At 60.7% G+C, this 19,078-nt stretch carries 13 protein-coding genes; 9 read left to right on the top strand and 4 right to left on the bottom strand.

Annotated elements, in window-relative coordinates; genetic code table 11:
- Positions 1-429: 429 nt before the first annotated feature.
- Positions 430-681: a ribosome modulation factor gene (gene rmf / locus IG627_RS16710; RefSeq protein WP_193193711.1), complete on the top strand. Its 252-nt coding sequence runs from the start codon at positions 430-432 to the stop codon at positions 679-681.
- 115 nt (positions 682-796) lie between these two features.
- Here the strand turns inward: rmf and IG627_RS16705 are convergent, their stop codons facing one another.
- A complete protein-coding gene (locus IG627_RS16705) occupies positions 797-1,822 on the bottom strand; it encodes a quinone-dependent dihydroorotate dehydrogenase (RefSeq protein ID WP_193193709.1) in 1,026 nt (341 codons plus the stop codon).
- 70 nt (positions 1,823-1,892) lie between these two features.
- Positions 1,893-6,800, bottom strand: a complete 4,908-nt coding sequence (locus IG627_RS16700; protein WP_377516668.1) for an NAD-glutamate dehydrogenase — start codon at positions 6,798-6,800, stop codon at positions 1,893-1,895.
- A 333-nt stretch (positions 6,801-7,133) separates the two neighbouring features.
- Between IG627_RS16700 and IG627_RS16695 the strand changes: the two genes are divergently transcribed.
- The 6 genes from IG627_RS16695 (at position 7,134) to IG627_RS16670 (ending at position 14,533) form a co-directional block, all read left to right on the top strand.
- Positions 7,134-8,105 carry an AAA family ATPase gene (locus IG627_RS16695; RefSeq protein ID WP_193193707.1) on the top strand — a complete coding sequence of 324 codons (972 nt, stop codon included), beginning with the start codon at positions 7,134-7,136 and terminating at the stop codon, positions 8,103-8,105.
- 53 nt (positions 8,106-8,158) lie between these two features.
- On the top strand, positions 8,159-9,124 hold the full coding sequence (locus tag IG627_RS16690; protein WP_193193705.1) for a DUF58 domain-containing protein: 966 nt from the start codon (positions 8,159-8,161) through the stop codon (positions 9,122-9,124).
- A gap of 199 nt (positions 9,125-9,323) precedes the next feature.
- Positions 9,324-9,884, top strand: coding sequence for a DUF4381 domain-containing protein (locus IG627_RS16685; RefSeq protein ID WP_193193703.1), 561 nt, complete (start codon positions 9,324-9,326; stop codon positions 9,882-9,884).
- Entirely contained in the window at positions 9,877-10,917 is a 1,041-nt protein-coding gene (locus IG627_RS16680) for a vWA domain-containing protein (protein WP_193193701.1), read from the top strand. The genes IG627_RS16685 and IG627_RS16680 overlap by 8 nt, the downstream gene beginning before the upstream one ends.
- Positions 10,917-12,773: a VWA domain-containing protein gene (locus IG627_RS16675; RefSeq protein ID WP_193193699.1), complete on the top strand. Its 1,857-nt coding sequence runs from the start codon at positions 10,917-10,919 to the stop codon at positions 12,771-12,773. Before IG627_RS16680 ends, IG627_RS16675 begins: the two co-directional genes overlap by 1 nt.
- A complete protein-coding gene (locus IG627_RS16670) occupies positions 12,767-14,533 on the top strand; it encodes a BatD family protein (protein WP_193193697.1) in 1,767 nt (588 codons plus the stop codon). The genes IG627_RS16675 and IG627_RS16670 overlap by 7 nt, the downstream gene beginning before the upstream one ends.
- Positions 14,534-14,663: 130 nt before the next feature.
- Here the strand turns inward: IG627_RS16670 and IG627_RS16665 are convergent, their stop codons facing one another.
- Complete coding sequence (locus tag IG627_RS16665) at positions 14,664-15,764, bottom strand: glycosyltransferase family 4 protein (RefSeq protein WP_193193695.1); 1,101 nt, start codon at positions 15,762-15,764, stop codon at positions 14,664-14,666.
- A complete protein-coding gene (locus tag IG627_RS16660) occupies positions 15,764-16,876 on the bottom strand; it encodes a glycosyltransferase (protein WP_193193693.1) in 1,113 nt (370 codons plus the stop codon). Before IG627_RS16660 ends, IG627_RS16665 begins: the two co-directional genes overlap by 1 nt.
- 222 nt (positions 16,877-17,098) lie before the next feature.
- Between IG627_RS16660 and IG627_RS16655 the strand changes: the two genes are divergently transcribed.
- Entirely contained in the window at positions 17,099-17,866 is a 768-nt protein-coding gene (locus IG627_RS16655; protein ID WP_193193691.1) for an ABC transporter permease, read from the top strand.
- On the top strand, positions 17,863-18,600 hold the full coding sequence (locus IG627_RS16650; protein WP_193193689.1) for an ABC transporter ATP-binding protein: 738 nt from the start codon (positions 17,863-17,865) through the stop codon (positions 18,598-18,600). Before IG627_RS16655 ends, IG627_RS16650 begins: the two co-directional genes overlap by 4 nt.
- Positions 18,601-19,078 lie beyond the last annotated feature (478 nt).

The raw sequence follows: 19,078 nt of genomic DNA, 5'->3' as shown, positions 1-19,078 counted from the left end.
CCGTCAGGCACAGAATTCTCTTTTCTGGCGCAAGGATAACTATCAGGTTCCCGGGCCTATACACAATCCTTATATCAGGCGCCACCTTAAGACAAAAGTGTTCGTTCACACACTAATCACATTTTGCTCTACTGAGGTCTGCGCTCATTTCCGCTAGCTTTTAGGAGCCAGCCCACCCGCTCAGCTAGGGAGACGGCGGCTCAGCCAATGAAACAGTGCGTCGCGGCGAGCGCTTTTTTGATTTGCCCGGCCTCACAGTATTCTTGTCCATAGAGTGGTCCAAATAGTGAGGTGCCTGGCAACCCGACTGAAACATTCACTAAGCTTAGAAATACAGGTGTAAAAAACGTTAAAAAACCACTCGCGATAGTGCCAGTAGTGCCTATCCGCAAGAGCCATATGCACCTACACAAAGAGGTACTGCATACGATGAAACGCCAAAAACGTAACCAGTCCGAAAGAGCCTTTTACAAGGGCTACCTGGCCGCCACCCAAAACAAAGCCATGGAAAGTTGCCCTCATGAAAATGGGGATCTTCACCAGGCGTGGGTCAATGGCTGGCGTGAGGGTCGCGAGGATTACTGGAGCGGGTTTGGAGGTTCAACCACTGCGCAGAAACTGGAGACCTTCAGTACGGTAAGCTCGGAGGTTCAACATCCCGACGGCTGGAGTACCGCGTAAGGGCATCCGGCCCAGACCATTTCAAAAGCACTGAGATTTAACTCCGGGAGTCAGCCTGGCTGACTCCCGGAGACAGTGCTTTTTCAATTTTTCCAGGTTTCGCTCTGCCCGCGCCCTAGCTCCTACGCAACAGCGCTATGGCCTCGGCGGCCTCCCGGATCACCGCCGGGCCGCGGTAAATAAAGCTGGTATAGATCTGCACCGCCGTCGCACCCGCGCGAATCTTTTCCGCTGCGCTATCGCCGTCAAAGATTCCACCCACACCGACAATCGGAATCTGCCCGCGCAATTCCCTTGCCAGCTGCGCAATCACTTCGGTGGACTTTTCCTGCAGCGGTTTTCCGCTCAAGCCGCCCTCCTCACTGCCGTGAGGTAAATGCGCTACCGTGGATTTATCGATGGTGGTATTGGTGGCAATAACACCGTCGATTTCAAATTCGCGCAGTGCCTCGGCAATCTGCGCCACGGCGTCGCCTTCGATATCCGGAGCTATCTTCACGGCCAGCGGTACGTAGCGGTCGTTCAATTGCGCCAACTGCTGCTGCTTCTCCTTGATAGAGCCCAGCAGACGGTTCAGGCTGTCGCCAAACTGCAGGTCGCGCAGGCCCTTGGTATTCGGCGACGAGACATTGGCGGTGATGTAATCCGCGTGGGTGTACACCTTCTCCATACACAGGCAGTAGTCGTCCGCCGCCTTCTCCACCGGCGTATCAAGATTCTTGCCCACATTGATACCCAGCACACCGCCATAGCGGCGCCGCACAACCCTCTGCACCAGGTAATCCACACCCAGGTTATTGAAGCCCATGCGGTTGATGATCGCCTCTGCCTCTTCCAACCGGAACAGGCGCGGCTGCGGATTGCCCGGTTGCGGGCGCGGCGTCACGGTGCCGACTTCGACGAAGCCGAAACCCAGTGCCCCCAGGCCATTGAACGCCTGGGCATTCTTGTCGAGCCCGGCGGCCAGCCCCACCGGATTCGGCAGGGTCAGGCCCATCAATTCCACCGGGTCGTCCGCCACTGGCTTACTGAACAGCGACATCAGCCCCAGGCGCTCTGCGGCGCCAATGGCATCCAGCGACAGGTGGTGGGCCCGCTCGGGGTCTAGCGCGAACAGGGCCTTGCGCAGATGTGAGTACATTTCCTTCCTTATTTCCGTCATTCTCCGTAGGGTGCGCATGGCGCACCCTACGCGAGTTCCGGTACGCCAGCTACTCTGCCAGGGATCCCTGGTCCGCGGTGGCGTTGGCCAGGTACATCAGTTCCCGCAGCGCCACGGTAAACATCGCGAAGTCGCTCACCGATGTCGCCTTCAGCTCCGCAACCAGGCTGTTCCAGCGCTGGATTGCGGGCGCCATGATAGCGCTCCAGCGGGACATTGCACCATCCAGGTCCATATCTGCCTCGTTGGCGAGGCGTAGTATGTGCACCGCCAGGCTGGCGAGCTGGCTGTCCAGGTCGTCCATACAGGTCTCGCGGGCCTGGGCCTGCCAGAAACTCTCCACCGGCAGATCGATAATCAGGGTACCGAACCAATGCAACTTCAGCGCATCCGCGATGCGGAAGTAGACAGTTGCCACCTCCTCCACCGGCCGCTCACTGGTACGCGCGGATTCGGAAATACCCAGTGCCGAGTAGAGATAGGTAGGCGACGCGGCCAACAGTGCCACCTGTTCCGGCACCTTGGCCTCCAGCAGCGTCTGGTAGCGGGACTCCCAGTCGCGGCGCGGCTCGCCGGAGAGCACTTCCGGTAGTCCCTTGATCACCCGCTGCACCGACTCCTGGAACAGCGCGCGGTTCTGCGCCGGCTCCAGTTCGTTGCGACGGTTGCGGATAAACCAGCGCGTGGCGCGGCGCACGCGCCCAATCATCGAGTTCGTCAGCTCTATCTGCAGCTTCGCCGGCACCCGGTAGTCCAGCAGCGCCACCTGATCCTGGAACTCCGGCATCAGGTAAACGTCGCGGGCGCTGATATAGGCCGCAGCCACGGCGTTGATATCAGCCCCGGTGGCACTGCTGATACGGTGATAGAAGGTAATCCCCATATTGTTGACCATCTCATTGGCCACCTGGGTTGAGACTATCTGACGGCGCAGCGGGTGGTCGTAGACCAGCTCCCGGTAGCGGGCCACCAGTTCCGCCGGGAAGGCGGACTCCACCGCCTCCTGCACGCGCTGGTTGTCGATGAGCTCGGCCCCGAGCAGCTCCTCCTTCAGCTTTACCTTCACATAGGAAATCAGCACCGACAGCTCTGGGCGCGTCAGGTACTGGAACTGCCCCTTGTTCTGGCGCTCGGTGATCTGTTCGTTATCGGGGATAAACTCCAGGGCCCGGTTGAGGCGCCCCTCGCTCTCCAGTGCGTTGATGGTGCGGCGATACTCGTCCAGTCGCGCGGGCACCTGGTATTCCGCCACGCTGAGCGCGCTGGTCTGGTCGTAGTTGTTGTCCAGCACCAGTTCGGCCACGGAATCGGTCATCTCCTCCAGCAGCTGGTTGCGCTGCTTGTCGGTCAGGTCACCATTGGCCACCACCTTGTTGAGGAGGATCTTGATATTCACCTCGTGGTCGGAACAGTCCACGCCGCCGGCATTGTCGATAAAGTCGGTGTTACAGCGGCCGCCGGAGAGGGCGAACTCGATGCGCCCGCGCTGGGTCATGCCCAGGTTGCCACCTTCGCCGAACACCTTGGCGCGCAGCTCGCGACCGTCGATGCGCAAGTGATCGTTGGACTTGTCCCCCACCTCAGCATGGGACTCGGTGCTGGCCTTGACGTAGGTGCCGATACCGCCGTTCCAGATCAGGTCCACCGGCGCGCGCAGTAGCGCGCTGATTAATTCATTCGGGTTCAGCTGGTCCGCCTCAATCGCGAAGGCGGCCTTCATTTCCGGGGTGATCTTGATCGACTTGGCGCGGCGCTCGAAGATACCACCGCCCTTGGAAATGAGTTTCTGCTGGTAATCCGTCCAGCTCGAACGCGGCAGTTCGAACAGTCGCCTGCGCTCGGCGAAGCTGGCCGCCGCATCGGGATTGGGGTCGATAAAGATATGCAGGTGGTTGAAGGCGGCCTTCAGGCAGATGTGCTCGGACAGCAGCATGCCGTTGCCAAAGACATCGCCGGCCATATCGCCGACACCGATAACGGAGAAGTCCTCCTTCTGCACATCCACGCCCATTTCGCGGAAATGGCGCTGCACGGACACCCAGGCGCCGCGGGCGGTGATACCCATCTTCTTGTGGTCATAGCCCTGGCTTCCGCCGGACGCAAAGGCGTCGCCGAGCCAGAAGTCGTACTCGGCGGCGATGCCGTTGGCGATATCGGAGAAAGTGGCCGTACCCTTGTCCGCTGCCACCACCAGGTAGGGGTCATCGTCGTCGCGGCGCACCACCTGCTCCGGCGGTACAATTTCGCCGTCTTTCAGGTTGTCGGTAATATCCAGCAGGCCGCGGATAAACGTCTTGTAGCAGGCGATACCCGACTCGATGATCGCCTCGCGACTGGTGTCCTCCGGCGGCTGGCGCACCACGAAGCCGCCCTTGGCCCCGGCGGGCACAATCACCGCGTTTTTCACATTCTGTGCCTTGACCAGCCCCAGGATTTCGGTGCGAAAATCCTCCAGGCGATCGGACCAGCGCAGGCCACCGCGCGCCACCTTGCCACCGCGCAGGTGCACGCCCTCCACCCGCGGCGAGTAGACGAAGATCTCGAATTCCGGGCGCGGTTCGGGAATACCCGGGATATTGCGCGGGCTGAACTTGATCGAGATATAGTCCTTGGGCTGGCCGTCTTCGCCCGGCTGGAAGGCGTTGGTGCGCAATGTGGCCAGTATCAGCTCCAGATAACGGCGGATCACCTGGTCCTCGTTCAGGTTGTCAACACCGTCGAGGCCTTCGTGAACCTTCTTGATCAGCCGCTCGATACGGGTCTGGTCACCCTTGCCACTGCTGACACGCGGGTCGAACATGGCGCGGAACAGGGCCACCAGGTTGCGGGTGATCTCCACATGGTTGGCCAGGGTTGCGGCGATATATTCCTGGCTGGCGCTGAACTTGGTCTGCTTCAGGTAGCGGGCGTAGGCGCGTAGCATGGAGACCTCGCGCCAGTTCAGGCGCGCCGCCAGCACCAGGCGGTTGAAGGCATCGCTCTCGGCCACATTGCTCCAGATGGCGGCGAAGGCGTCCTGGAAGAGGCCCCGGGATGCCTGGGCATCGACGCGCGTGGGCAGGCCGAACTCCAGGTGAAACTCGTGCATCCACACATCGGTTTTACCGGCCGGGCGTATCGTATAGGGGAACTCGCCAATCACCCGCAGCCCGAGGTGCTCCAGCACCGGGATCACGTCGGACAGGGTCAGGCCGCTGCCCCAGTTGAACACCTTGAAGCGCAGGCTACCGGCGGCAGCGCCCACCGGCTGGTAGAAACTCATTGCCACCCGGTTGTTTTCGTTCAAGTCCTCGATAGCCGCCACATCCTGTACCGCGATGCGCGGTTCAAAATCCTCGCGATAACCGGCGGGGAAGGCGCGGCCGTAAACGCTGTTGAGACGGCCGCCCTCTTCCTCGCCGTGACTTTCGATCAGAGATCTTTGCAATACGTCTTCCCAGGAGCGGGTTATATCCACGATCTGCGCCTCCAGTCGCGCCATATCGATATCCACCGGCTCACTCGGGGAGACGCGGAACACGAAGTGCACCCGCGCGAGGATGGATTCAGAAAAATAAGTAGTGAAATCGGATTCTCTGGCCTTGATGGCCCGGGCAATATGCGCGCAGATCAGCTCGCGCACGCTGCTGGTGAACTGCTCCCGCGGCACATAGACAGTTGCGGTTACAAACTTGCCGAAGGGGTCGCGGCGCATAAACAGGCGGATATGCGCGCGCTCGTTCATCGACAGCACACCCATCACCGTATCGAACAGCTCCTGGGTGCTGCTCTGGAACAGCTCGTCGCGGGGGAAGGTATCCAGTATGCGGCGCAGGGCCTTGCCGTCGTGGCTGTGGGGTGCCAGGCCACTGGATTCGATGATCGAGGCCATCTTGCGGCGGATAATCGGGATCTTGACCGGGCTCTCGGTGTACACGGGCGAGGTGTAGAGCCCCATAAAGGCCGACTCGCCGATCACCTCTCCTTCGGCGTTGTAGCGCTTGATGGTCACGTAGTCTGAGTAGGCGGCGCGGTGCACCCGCGACTTCACCGACGACTTGGCGAAGGTGAGGAAGTTGGGCCCCTGGTAGAACTTCTGCTTGCCCGCATTGAAGGCGGCCTCCGGGGTCGGCTCCGCCGGCTCTTCCAGTTTCTTGAAGATTCCCAGGCGGCGTTGCTCCACCTCACAGAGGATTTTCTTGTCGCCCTGCTGGCAGAATTCGTACTCGCGGTAGCCGAGGAAGGTAAAATTGCCGTCGCGCATCCACTGCAGGAAGGCACAGGCCTCCTGCAGGTGGGCGTCGCCCTCGGCTGGGCCCTTGCCCCCAAGGCCGGAGTGCAGCTGATCCTCCATGGCACTACAGGTGTCGAGCATGGGCACATAGTCGTCCACCACCAGCTCCACATCGCCGAGCACGTCCTGCAGCGCCGAGGCCAGACTGGAAGCAAAGTCCACAGAGGTATCCAGGTTGATCTCCACATAGATCAACGCCTCACTGGATATACTCTCCTGGGCCGGTTCATCCGGGGCTTCACAGCGCGGCGGCAGCAGCTTCTGCAACTTGCCGCCCTTACTGCGCTGCAGCTGCAGCACCGTACTCTTGATGGAGTGGATCACCGTATCGCGGCGGTTGATTTCGATACGCACCGAGTCCACCAGGAAAGGCATATCCCGCTGCAGTACCCCCACCACCGTGTGGGTACACTCCCAGCCGTCATCTTCCAGACGCGGGTTGAATACCCGCACCTTGGGCTTGTCACCGGAGCGCTGCTGGATAAAGTTCCACCAGCTGTAGATACAACCGTAGATATCGACCAATCGTCGGCCCGCCAGATCCTCCAGTGGATACTGGTGCAGAAACTGCTCGGCAAAAGCCACAACCGGCCCCGCCTGCTCCGCCAACTTTTCCCGAATCAATGCGCTGACCTGCGCCACCAATTCTTCGCGGCTGTCGGTGATAACCGTCGCCATATTCACGCAGAACCTCCCGAGTTCTTTCTTTTTAACATCGGCTCCGGCTGCTCCAGATCCGAAATAACTGTCGTCTCATCCCCGCCCCGGTGATTTCACCGCAACAGGTATCTAAAATTTTGCCGAATCAACTCCTGGCGCCACCCCTGGCTGAACTTTGCACAGTGACAGGGGTCTACCGGCAGCCCGGCGCTTGCCTCTGTAACAGGTGCCGCTAAAATCAACACGTCCGCCGAATTGGCGGCGACTATATATAGAAGATGATAGATAGCCGTCCGGGCGGACGGGGACAGGATCATTCGCAACAGAAGTGACACTAATAGGGCAGACGCTAACGCTATGGAAGCAAACCGAAACACCAGGGAACGTATCATCGCCCTGGGCGACTGGCTGGGGCAGCAGATCATCGGCCAGGAGACCCTGGTCAACCGCATACTGATTGCCCTGCTGGCGGACGGCCACCTGTTGGTGGAGGGGGCGCCGGGGCTGGCCAAAACCAAGGCGATCAAAACGCTGGGCGAGGCTATTGAGGGTGATTTCCATCGCGTCCAATTTACGCCGGACCTGTTGCCGGCAGATATTACCGGCACCGATATCTACCGACCGGAAACCGGAGAGTTCCATTTTCAGCCCGGGCCTGTATTCCACAACCTGGTGTTGGCCGACGAGATCAACCGCGCGCCGGCCAAAGTGCAGTCGGCACTGCTCGAGGCCATGGCCGAGCGCCAGATCAGCGTGGGCCGCAAGACCTATCCGCTACCGGATTTATTCCTGGTGATGGCGACACAAAATCCCATAGAACAGGAAGGGACCTATCCGCTGCCGGAGGCACAATTGGACAGGTTCCTCATGCAGGTGAATCTTGCCTATCCGGGTGCCGACGCGGAAGCGAAAATTTTGCGCCTGGCCAGATCCGAGGCAAGCCTTGGCGAAAATCGCCCTTCCGACCTGATCAGCCAGGAAACCATTTTCCGCGCCCGCAGCCAGATCCTGGAGATGCAGATGGTGGAGGCGGTGGAGACCTATACTGTCCAACTTGTCATTGCTACACGCGAGCCGGCGAAGTATGACAGCGAGCTGGCATCCTGGCTAGATTTTGGTGCAAGCCCGCGAGCCACCATTGCACTGGACCGCTGCGCCCGCGCCCGCGCCTGGCTCGCCGGCCGCGACTTCGTCACCCCGGACGATGTGATGGAAGTGGCCCCGGACATATTGCGTCACCGCCTGCTGCTCAGTTTCGAAGCCGAAGCCGCCGGCGTCACCGCCGACCAGGTGATTGCGCGGCTGCTGAATCAGGTGCCGGCGATCTGAGTTCCCCCTCGCCCGCTTGCGGGAGAGGGGCCGGGGGAGAGGGAAAAATCACCTTGGTCGAAGCATTGAACCACAAAGAACTGGAACTCCGCGGCGCCTACCCCCAGGTGGAGCCGCTGGTGCAGCTGCGCCATGTCGCCCGCCAGCTGCAGCTGTTCAGGCCCCGCCTGGCCCGCAGCGACCAGGCCGGCGGCCTGCTCACCCGCTACCGCGGCCGCGGCATGAACTTCGAGGAAGTGCGCGACTACCAGCCCGGCGACGACGTGCGCTCCATCGACTGGCGCGTGACCGCACGCACCGGGGCAACCCATACCAAGCTGTACCAGGAGGAGCGGGAGAGACCCGTGGTCATACTGCTCGACCTGCGCTCACCGATGTTTTTCGGCAGCCACCTGGCGTTCAAGTCTGTCGCCGCCAGCGGTATAGCCGCTGCCCTCGGCTGGGCTGGCCTGCAACACAGTGATCGCATAGGCGCGCTGCTCTTTGCCGACGACGGCATAGACACTGTGCGCCCGCGCCGCAGCCACCACGCGGTGCTGGCGATGATCCACACCATAGTCGCCCGCGCGGGCGAACTGACGAGCCCCATTGCCGAAAGCGGGAGTCAGTCGATGAAAACGCTGCTCGAGGAGGCGCGCCGCATCGCCCGCCCCGGCAGCGCCCTCTTCCTGATCAGCGACTGCCACGACCTGGACCATCGCTGCTCCCAACCACTTTACCTGCTGACCCGCCACGCCGACCTGCAGGTGATTCGCATCGCCGACCCGCTGGAACGGCAACTACCGGCCCAGCCATTGACCATCTCCGACGGCCGCCGCCGCACCTTTTTGAACACGGCCAGCCGCCCGTTGCGCGAACACTTTGCCGAAAAGCAGGCCCAGGCCCGCACGGATGTCGAACAACTCTGCCGCAAGCACCGGCTGCCACTACTGGACTTCGACAACACCCAGCCGCTGATGCCGGCCCTGCTGTCATTCTACGGCGCGCGCCAGCAGACCCGCCGGAGGCGGGCAAAGTGAAGCCTCCAATTCCCGCTTCCGTGGGGTGCGCCGTGCGCACCGAAAGACCCCAATGGTGCGCACGGCGCACCCTACGAAGCGGTAACCGACTGCATTCAATGTACTTCGATACTTTCCGCAGCACTCCCTGTAGGAGCGGCGGGGCGACCGCCCGCCGTTGGCCGCGATCGATCTCCGCAACAACCGGGGAGCCGGCATCGTGAGACAACTTCTCCAACAGCAGCAATCCACGCCGCCGCTGTCGCCCGAAGCCCAGGAGCTGCTGGCCCAATTGCGCGATATCCGCGAACCGGCCCCGATCAGCTGGTGGCCGCCCGCTCCCGGCTGGTGGTTGCTGGCGCTCCTGTTGCTGGCCTGCGCCACAGTCATCTTTTTATGGCTGCGCCACAAACGCCGGCAAAAGCTGCACAACCGCTATCGCGTCGAGGCCGTCAGACTTCTCGAAGAGATAGACACCGCCGACCCGGTGGCCCCCCAGGAAATCAATGAACTCCTCAAACGCGTCGCCGTCACCAGCTACGGCCGCACCACCTGCGGCAACCTGACCGGCCAGGCCTGGCTGGAATTTCTGCAGGTCACGGCCGTCGTCGACTGCACTAACCAAGTAAGACAGGTGGTGCTGCAACACCTCTACCGCAAAGACACAACCGATGCGGCCGGCAACGAGGCATTTCGCGACTACGCTATGCAATGGGTGCAGGGCCACGGCGATACCTTCCCCGCGGCCGGCCAGACCGCAGCGGAGGCAAGCCGTGTTTGAGTTCGCCTGGCCCTGGGTTTTCGCCCTGCTGCCACTGCCACTGCTGGCCCGCTGGCTGCTGCCACGCGCCAGGCCGCTCAGCAGCGCCCTGAAAGTACCCTTTTATTCGGAGCTGTCCCTGCGCGGCTCCGGCGAACAGGGCAATCTGTTGAATCTATTGCTATTGACCCTGCTCTGGATTCTGCTGATCGGGGCCGCGGCGCGACCCCAGTGGTATGGCGAACCCATCTCCCAGGTCAGCAGTGCACGCGACCTGCTTGTCGCGGTGGATATTTCCGGCAGTATGGAAACCCCGGATATGCTGCTGGGCGGCCGCCCGGCGATGCGCATCGATGCGGTCAAACAGGTGGTCGGCGATTTCGTCGAGCGTCGCCAGGGCGATCGCCTGGGCCTGGTGCTGTTTGGCACCCGCGCCTATCTGCAGGCGCCACTGACCTACGACCGCGAAACCGTCGGCACGCTGCTGCGAGAGGCGCAGATCGGCTTCGCCGGCCAGGGCACCGCCATCGGCGACGCCATCGGCCTGTCGGTCAAACGCCTGACCCAGCGCCCGGCGGAACAGCGCGTACTGATACTGCTGACCGACGGCGCCAACACCGCCGGCGAGGTGTCGCCACTGAAAGCCGCCGAGCTGGCGCAACAGGCGGGTGTCACCGTCTATACCATCGGTGTCGGCGCCGAGGAGATGGTGCAGCCGGGCCTGCTCGGCAGCCGCTTCGGCAGCCGCAGAATCAACCCCTCTCGCGACCTGGACAGCGAAACCCTGCAGGCCATCGCCGACAAGACCGGCGGCCGCTACTTCCGCGCGCACAGCCCGCAGGAGCTGGCACAAATCTACGCCGAGCTGGATCGGCTGGAACCTGTTGAGCAGGAGGCCGAGAGCTACCGCCCGCTGAAATCTCTGTATATCTGGCCACTGGGCGCCGCGCTGCTGCTAGCCCTGCTCTGGGCGTCAGTGCCGCTATTGATTAATCGCCTTTCCGTGGGAACTGGCCCCGCTAGCGAAACCTTCAATCGGAGCCGATCAGCCTGATGTTTTTCTCCGAACTCCACCAGTTCCACTTACTGCGCCCCCATCTATTGTGGCTGCTGATCCCCGCTGCCCTGCTCTGCTGGGCCCTGGCGCGCACGGTGCTGAACAGCGGCCAGCTACAGAGAATCGTCGACCCGGATTTACTGCCCCACCTGATTCTGCGCGGCGGCGCCAAACGCCCCTGGCTATTCGCTCTGATTTTCGCCCTGCTCGCCGGCACCATCGTCGCCCTCGCCGGCCCCAGCTGGCGCAAACTGCCAACACCGGTCTACAGCAACCAGGATGCCCTGGTGATACTGCTCGACCTGTCGCCGTCGATGATGGCCACCGACCTGTCGCCGGACCGCCTGACCCGCGCGCGCCTGAAAATCCTCGACATACTGCGCCAACGCAAGGACGGCCTCACCGCTCTGGTCGCCTACGGCGGCGAAGCCCATGTGGTGACGCCACTGACCGACGACACCGCCACCATCGCCAACCTGGTGCCGGCACTGTCGCCGTCGATAGTGCCGGTACCCGGCAGCAATATCGAGATGGCGGTGGAAACCGGCATTCGCCTGCTGAAGGATGGCGCCGCCGGCCGCGGACAGCTGCTGGCGATTACCGATGGTATCGACGAGATGGCCCTGGATACCGTCGCCGGACTGGCGGCCGGCGCCAACATTGAGCTGAGTATTCTCGCCGTCGGCAGCGGCGAGGGCAGCCCAATTCCCCGCGGCAACGGCGGTGGTTTTATCACCGACGACAATGGGGCCATTATCATTGCCAATTTTGATGCGAGAGACCTGGCAAAGCTGGCCCGCGACAGCGGCGGCCTCTACGCCAGGATCAGTGTCGACGACAGCGATATCGCCCAGCTGCTGCCGGATACCGAAGCGCCGCAACAGGCCCAGCTCACCGAGCGGGAATTCGATCAGTGGCGCGAGGAGGGCCCCTGGCTCGTACTACTATTGCTTCCCCTGGCCGCCCTGCTGTTCCGCCGCGGCGCTCTCGCCTGCGCCCTGCCCCTGTCTTTCGGGGCGCTGCTACTCTCGTCACCCCAACAGAGTCAGGCATTCGAATGGAAGGACCTGTGGCAGCGCGAAGACCAGCAGGCCGAACGCCTGCTGCAACAAGGCGAAGCGGAACAGGCCGCGGAGACTTTCGAAAACCCACAGTGGCGCGGCGCCGCCAACTACCGCGCCGGCGACTTCCCCGCGGCCGAGCAAGACTTTTCCCGCAGCGGCGATGCCGAGGGCCTGTACAATCTCGGCAACAGCCTGACCCAGCAGGGCCTCTACAACGAGGCCATAGATGCGTACGACGAAGCGCTGAAGCAGGATCCGCAACTTGCCGATGCCGAACACAATCGCGACATCGCCGAAAAGCTGAAAGATCTGCAGCAACAACAGCAGCAACAACAGCAACAGCAATCGCAACAGGACCAACAGCAGTCCGACGAGCAACAACAGCAGCAATCCGGTGACAGCCAACAACAGCAGAGCCAGGAGCAACAGAGTCAGCAGGATGCCGGCTCCCAATCAGAGCCGTCCGAGTCCGAACAACAGCAGCAGCCCTCCGAGCAGCAGGCACAGAACGGCGAACAACAGGATCAGCAAGAGCAGCAGCAACAGGCCGACCAGCAGCAAGGCGAGGAACAGGAACAACAGCAGGGCGAACAACAACAGGCTGGCGCCGAAGAGAGCCCCCTGGACCCCGAGACACAACAGGCCCTGGACCAGTGGCTGCGCCAGATCCCCGACGACCCCGCCGGCCTGATGCGCGAGAAATTCAAATACGAAAGCCTGCAGCGCCGCCGCGCCTACCGCAGCGGCGAATGGCAGCCCCCGGCAAACGGAGCCACGCAACGATGGTAAGTAAATGCGGAAAGCGGAATGCGAAATGCGGAATTGGTCGCAACCTCTCCCCGCGCGGACCTGTAGGAGCGGCCCATGGCCGCGATCGATCTCCCCGTACCCTCTGGATCGCCAGAATCCTGCAGGCGCTCCTACTTCTGCTAATAACCAACTTCGCCCAAGCCAGCGACCTCACCGCCACCGTAGACCGCAACAAAATCGGCATAGACGAAACCCTGAACCTGCGCCTGCGCTACTCCGGTGACGAGTCCGGCGGCCAGCCCGACTTCGAACTGCTGGAACAGGATTTCGACATCCTCTCCCGCCAGCAGTCCAACCAGTACCGTGTCATTAACGGCCGCGCCGAGAGCTTCGTCGAGTGGATGCTGACCCTGGCCCCCAAACGCGAGGGCAACCTCTTCGTCCCCTCCCTGCACTACAAGGGCCAGGTGTCCGACGCCATTCCGATCATCGTTAGCGAAGCGGGCGCCGGCCCCGATGCCGGCGATCGCCAGGCCTTCCTGGAAGTCGAACTGGACAAGGAAAAGGTCTACGTACAGGAACAACTGCTGGTAAAAGTGCGCCTCTACACGAAGGTGGGCCTGCACGATATCGCCACAGAACCCCTGCAGATTCCCGGCGCCCATGTGGAAAAGGTCGATGAACAGCGCTACGAGCGCCGCATCAACGGCATAGGCCACGCCGTCTATGAACTCACCTATGCCGTCTTCCCGGAGAGCTCCGGCCAGCTGACCATACCGGCACTCAACTACGTCGCCGTCGCCGGCCGCCGCGACCCCTTCTCCCTGTTCAACCGCAACAGCCAGCGATTGCGCCTGCGCTCCCAGGCCGAGAGCATCGAAGTGCAGCCCAAGCCCGACAGCTACAGCGGCACCCACTGGCTGCCCGCCGCCAGCGTGGGAATTGTGCAGAGCTGGAGCCAGGATCCCGAATCCTTCACCGTCGGCGAGCCCATCACCCGCATAGTCACCCTGCGCGCCGAAGGCCTGCGCGCCGCCCAGCTGCCGCCATTGCCCAGACTCAACGTCGAGGGCCTGAAGACCTACCCCGACCAACCGCAACAGGACGACCAAGTCGGCCAGAATGGCATCACCGGCAGTCGCATAGAGACCACCGCCATAGTCGCCACCAAACCTGGCGATTACCAACTGCCGCCGGTCACCATCACCTGGTGGGATACCAAAACCGGCCGCCAGCGGGCCACCCAGCTGCCCGCCTTTCGCTTCACCGTCGCCGGCGGCGCGGCAGCCACCACAACACAACAGCCCGGCAGCATCCCCGACCTCAAGCCCGGCGCCACGCCGACCGCGATGCAGGACAACTTTTGGCGCAACCTGGCCATAGCCGCCCTCGCCTCGCACCTGCTGTGGTTGCTGTATTTCTATCGCCGGCGCGGCGGAACCAACAACCAGAGCCCCGCAGCCGCGAAGCGCCCGCCGAATGCCGAACAGCAGGCACGGGCGCTGGAAAGAGCCGTAGAGAGCGGAGACCCCGCACATATCCAGCAGGCCGCCCTGAACTGGCTCCGCACCCGCTGGCCCCGGGTAAACGGAAACAGCCTTAGCGAAGCCAACCGGCAACTGAATTTCGAAGAGCTGGAGAAACTGCAGGAACTGCTGGACGCGGCCCTCTACCTGACACCGCCAAAGCCGCTAAACCGGCAGCAGGTGCAGATACTGGTAAGCCGGTTATTGAAAAGAGAGCTGAAAGATAGCAAAACGGAGAGCGACAATCCCCTGCCGGACTTATTCACCCAGTAGGGTGCGCCGCGCGCACCAGAACCATCTCTGCGCGGTGCAAGCCCAGTTGGTGCGTACGGCGCACCCTACGGACACAATGTAGGAGCGGCGGGGCGGCCATCCGCCCATGGCCGCGATCAGTCCAGCCGCTCTACAAAGATTTATGACCGAACCTTCGCCCTAGCAAAGACTCCATAAGCCCCAACGTCTGCTCCGCCGCCGAATCCCAGGAAAATTTCTGAACTCGAAGCCGTGCCTTTTGTTGCAATGAACGCACAGTGTCGGATTCTTGCGTCAAAGAAATTAAAGCCGTTGCCATCTGCTCGACACTCTCCGGGTTCACCAGCAGCGCCGCGTCACCCGCCACTTCCCGCATAGCGCCTCGGTCCGAAGTCACTACCGGCGTGTTCTGGCTGTAGGCTTCAACAATGGGCAAACCAAACCCTTCATACAGCGACGGCATCAACAATGCGCGGGCATTTCGATAGAGGCCTGGTAGCTCGGTATCGGGTACATAGCCCAGTAACTCCACATGCGCGCCCAGATCCAGCTCGGCGATCAACTGCTGCAACGCCGGCAGGCCCCAGCCCTTGCCGCCGCAGATCTTCAAGGGCAAAGGCTCCCCGCACGACTTCACGCACTGACGGTATGCCCGGAGGAGGTTCGACAGGTTTTTCCGCGGTTCCAGCGTGCCCACAAACAGGAAGTAGTCACCCTCACAACAACCCTCGGCGGGCGCAAGGAATGGTGCCTCGTAAATCGTAGTGACGTCTGCCTCGGGGCAGATGAACTGAATTTCGTCCGTAGTGGAATCGGAAACGCTGATCACTCCATCCGCCTTGCGAATGGAAGGCGGCATCAGGTTCGCATCCAGAATACGCCCAAAGCGGGACATGGTTTCCGGGAAGCGCTTCCACACCAGATCGTGAATCGTCACTACCGAACGAATGCCGCTCCCCAACAGCAATGGCAGATGATGCCGGGGAGACCAAAAGAGATCGATCTTGTCCTTTCGGCACCAGACCGGGTACGCTAGCTGGGAAAAAAACGAGCCGGCCGCCGGCGGCATAAATCCCGGGAAACGAACCCGAACATTCTCAGGCAACTGCTCTGGCCATAACAAAGGCCTGTCGCTATACAGGTACCAATCCCAGCCCTGCTCAACCAGGCGAGACAGAATGGCCTGCGTATAGCGCCCTATTCCGGTAGTCGGAAATGACAGGGGCCTTGCATCTACCGCTATTCGATACATCAGGCAACTGCCTGCTTGTCGGCGCGCTCGGTGAGTACCCGGCGATACAAGTGCCCGTAGGCCTCCGCCATCTTCCGACCGGTAAACGTCGCCTCATATCTCGCTCGCGCGGCACTGCCCCAGTCAGCCGCCTTTTCCCGATTTCCGCTGAGATCCAGCATGGCCGCTCGCAGCGCGCTCACGTCCGCCGGTGGAATCACATGCCCGGTCTCTCCGTCGAGATTCACAAAGCTGGTTCCGGTGCCGATATCACAGGAAATCAGCGGCTTGCCGGCCATCATGCCCTCGAGCAGCGTGACCCCGAAAGCCTCAGAGCGCAGGTGCGATGGGAAGACCACCGCCCGGCAAAGGTGGAGCAGTGCCATCTTCTCTTCGTCGTCGACATGGCCGAGAAAGTGGACATTCTCCGCCCCCAGGGAATTCGCAAGGGCCCTGAGTCGCTTCTCTTCCGGCCCCTTACCAGCGATCAGGATGGGAAATGGCAAGCCGGGCGCAGAGCGCACTAGGAATTCCAGCCCCTTGTAATAGCGAAGCGCCCCGACGAACAGCATAAATCCGTCATCGAAACGCTCACGCAATGTCTCGACAGACTTGGCGGCAGGTTGCGGGTAGCTGGACTCGGATATACCCAAGGGTATCACCTCCACCTTGTCGACAAACTCCCGCAACACCGGACTGGAGGCCAGATAATCGGGCGAAGTGGCAACGATCCTGTCGGCCCGATTCAGGAACAACCGCATCAGGGGCCCATAAACGGCGCCAAGGGCTCGCTGCCGAACAATATCGGAATGGTAGGTCACGATCAGCGGCCGGCGCCGGCCACCCAACAAGTACGACAGATCCCCAAATGGCCAGGGAAAGTGCAAATGCACAATATCAGCCTGTTTTTTGTACAGATCCGATACCAGGCTCGGCCCCATACAGCAGGAAGCCATGGAAAGCCAGCGGCGCTCAGCTTTTACCGGGATGCCGTTCACCGACACCGCGCCGGGCGTATTGGACAGGGTCAGCACCTCGGAACCAGCCGTGTAACGCGCCATCTCAAAAATTGACTGCTCGATCCCCCCCTGGGTTTCCGGGTAGAAAGTGCGATAGCAGTGGAGAACCTTCATAGATAAGCAGTATATTTATTGATCGCTTTTGGAGCGGCACGGCTTTACCGGTTTTCCGCGCCGCCGTTAACCTGTTGTTTTTACGGAGGTTACTGTATATTAAGCGGCTGATTGGCGCCATGAAGAATGTCGATTTTCAGGCATCTTGCGCCTCCTGAGCTCCCCTCTCAATTCTCGCGACGGGACTAAATGCGAATATCCGCCTTAGGCTGTTAGACATATATGCGGAAATACCTGGATCTCATCTGGCTGCGCGGAATCGGCGCGCTCAAGGCCGACACCAAGCAGTCCTATCTCGGCATGCTCTGGTGGGTGCTTGAGCCGCTACTTATGGCCGCCCTTTTCTATCTGGCATTTGCGAGTGGCGTCAGGGGCGAAGGTCAATCCGGCAGCAATTTTGTTTATTTTTTGCTCACAGGGCTCTTTCCCTTTAAATGGACAGCCTCCGCTCTGACAGGCGGCTCCAACTCGCTGATCAATAGTAAAGGCATACTCGGCCAGACTTACCTGCCCAAGTGGATATTTCCCTCGGTTGCCAACCTGACAGCTTTGATCAGATTTTCGTTCGTGTTTCCTCTCATGCTGCTATTGGTAATCATAGGCGGCTACGAACCCAGTACAGGCTGGCTGACAATCGTGAATGTGATCCTGTGTCAGATACTGTTTAATCTGAGCGTCAGCTTTCTCCTGGCCGCATCAGTGCCCCTGATCCCGGACCTGACACACCTGGTTCCGCTGGTCATCATGGCGATGATGTTCACCTCTGGAATCTTCTTTGATATCAGCGAAAGGCCCGATGAGATACAGGCAATACTGCGCCTAAATCCCTTCGTGACTATTCTGGAAGGATATCGGGATGTTCTTCTGCACGGGAGAACAGCCAGTTTCTCGGCACTTGCCTACCCCGTTATAGCCAGCATCACCGCCTTTGCCGCGGGAATTGCACTGCTTGTTCGTTTCGACCGCTACTACCCGAGAGCCCTACCATGAATCGCGAGATCATGACCTTTGACAATGTCGGGCTCGCCTATCGTCGCAGCCTGAACCCCTTTTCTGAAAAGAACTGGGTGCTTAAGGACATAAGCTTCCAGCTGTACCGCGGTGAAGTGCTCGGCGTAATCGGCCGCAACGGAGCGGGGAAAAGTACCTTGTTGCGACTGCTGGCCGGAATTATCGCGCCGAACCAGGGCAGTATAAGCAAGGAAAGAGGCATCCGCTCGCAGCTGCTGACCCTGAACCTGGGCTTTATTCACAAACTCAGCGGTTTCGATAATGCCATCATGTCGCTGGTCACTCAGGGCAAGACTATCAAAGAAGCCCATGAGCTGGTGGCAGGCGTAATCGATTTCTCCGGCATCGGACACCTGATGGATCACTCCGTCAGCACCTATTCCGCCGGCGAACGGGCCAGACTCGGCTTTGCCATAGCCATGCAGGCAACGCCGGACATTCTGCTCCTGGATGAGATGCTGGGCGTCGGCGACAAGGAATTCAAGGTTAAATCCGGCAAGGCCCTGAAAGAACGGGTACAGTCCGACCAGACTGCGGTGCTTGTCTCCCATTCTCCCACGACTATCCGCAAGTTCTGCGAAAGGGTTCTGTGGATCGAAGAAGGTGCCGTCAAAGCCCTCGGCCCAGCTGATACTGTGCTGGACGAATACGAAGAAACAGCTCCGACTCGCGGTAATAGCCCCAGCAAAACAACAACAGCTACGGCCGCCTGAAAAGCCAACCGTACGGGCAGCTCCCTGCCCGCCCTACGACTGCACGAATAGCAGCTTCCAATCGAAACACATACAGCTCAATCGAAACTGTAAGCCAGTGCTCACCGCTGCTCCCAAACCGTAACCTGGCTGTCTTAATACCGAAACAGTCGCCGCTCATCATACTCCCACTGAGAAAGACTGGCAGAACACAGCCAGAAATAAGAGTGTCTCAGAAAATCGGGGGAAGCGGCGGCGATGAGAACTGCATATATCCATATCGGAACCGAAAAAACCGGTTCCACATCGATCCAGGCACTCCTTAAAGAAAACAGCGCAGTCCTTCGAGAGCGTGGCTACCATGTCGCCAACATCCACTGCCCGACCAATCACATGGATTTCGTCGCATATTGTATTGACCGCTATCCGAGCACCCAACAAAAGCGCTGTTAAATTTACTCAATATAAACGATCCTGTTCAGCACCTGAACTGGAAAAG

It is taken from the genome of Microbulbifer taiwanensis (genome assembly GCF_014904815.1).
Classification (GTDB): domain Bacteria; phylum Pseudomonadota; class Gammaproteobacteria; order Pseudomonadales; family Cellvibrionaceae; genus Microbulbifer; species Microbulbifer taiwanensis.
The sequence above is the reverse complement of the archived record's forward strand: the minus strand, read 5'-3'. Positions and strand labels throughout refer to the sequence as shown.

What these genes read in the sequence shown, in the direction of transcription:
- rmf (WP_193193711.1), top strand. Translation starts at nt 430, where the DNA reads ATGAAACGCCAAAAACGTAACCAGTCCGAAAGAGCCTTTTACAAGGGC.
- IG627_RS16705 (WP_193193709.1), bottom strand. Translation starts at nt 1,822, where the DNA reads ATGTACTCACATCTGCGCAAGGCCCTGTTCGCGCTAGACCCCGAGCGG.
- IG627_RS16695 (WP_193193707.1), top strand. Translation starts at nt 7,134, where the DNA reads ATGGAAGCAAACCGAAACACCAGGGAACGTATCATCGCCCTGGGCGAC.
- IG627_RS16675 (WP_193193699.1), top strand. Translation starts at nt 10,917, where the DNA reads ATGTTTTTCTCCGAACTCCACCAGTTCCACTTACTGCGCCCCCATCTA.
- IG627_RS16670 (WP_193193697.1), top strand. Translation starts at nt 12,767, where the DNA reads ATGGTAAGTAAATGCGGAAAGCGGAATGCGAAATGCGGAATTGGTCGC.
- IG627_RS16665 (WP_193193695.1), bottom strand. Translation starts at nt 15,764, where the DNA reads ATGTATCGAATAGCGGTAGATGCAAGGCCCCTGTCATTTCCGACTACC.
- IG627_RS16660 (WP_193193693.1), bottom strand. Translation starts at nt 16,876, where the DNA reads ATGAAGGTTCTCCACTGCTATCGCACTTTCTACCCGGAAACCCAGGGG.
- IG627_RS16655 (WP_193193691.1), top strand. Translation starts at nt 17,099, where the DNA reads ATGCGGAAATACCTGGATCTCATCTGGCTGCGCGGAATCGGCGCGCTC.
- IG627_RS16650 (WP_193193689.1), top strand. Translation starts at nt 17,863, where the DNA reads ATGAATCGCGAGATCATGACCTTTGACAATGTCGGGCTCGCCTATCGT.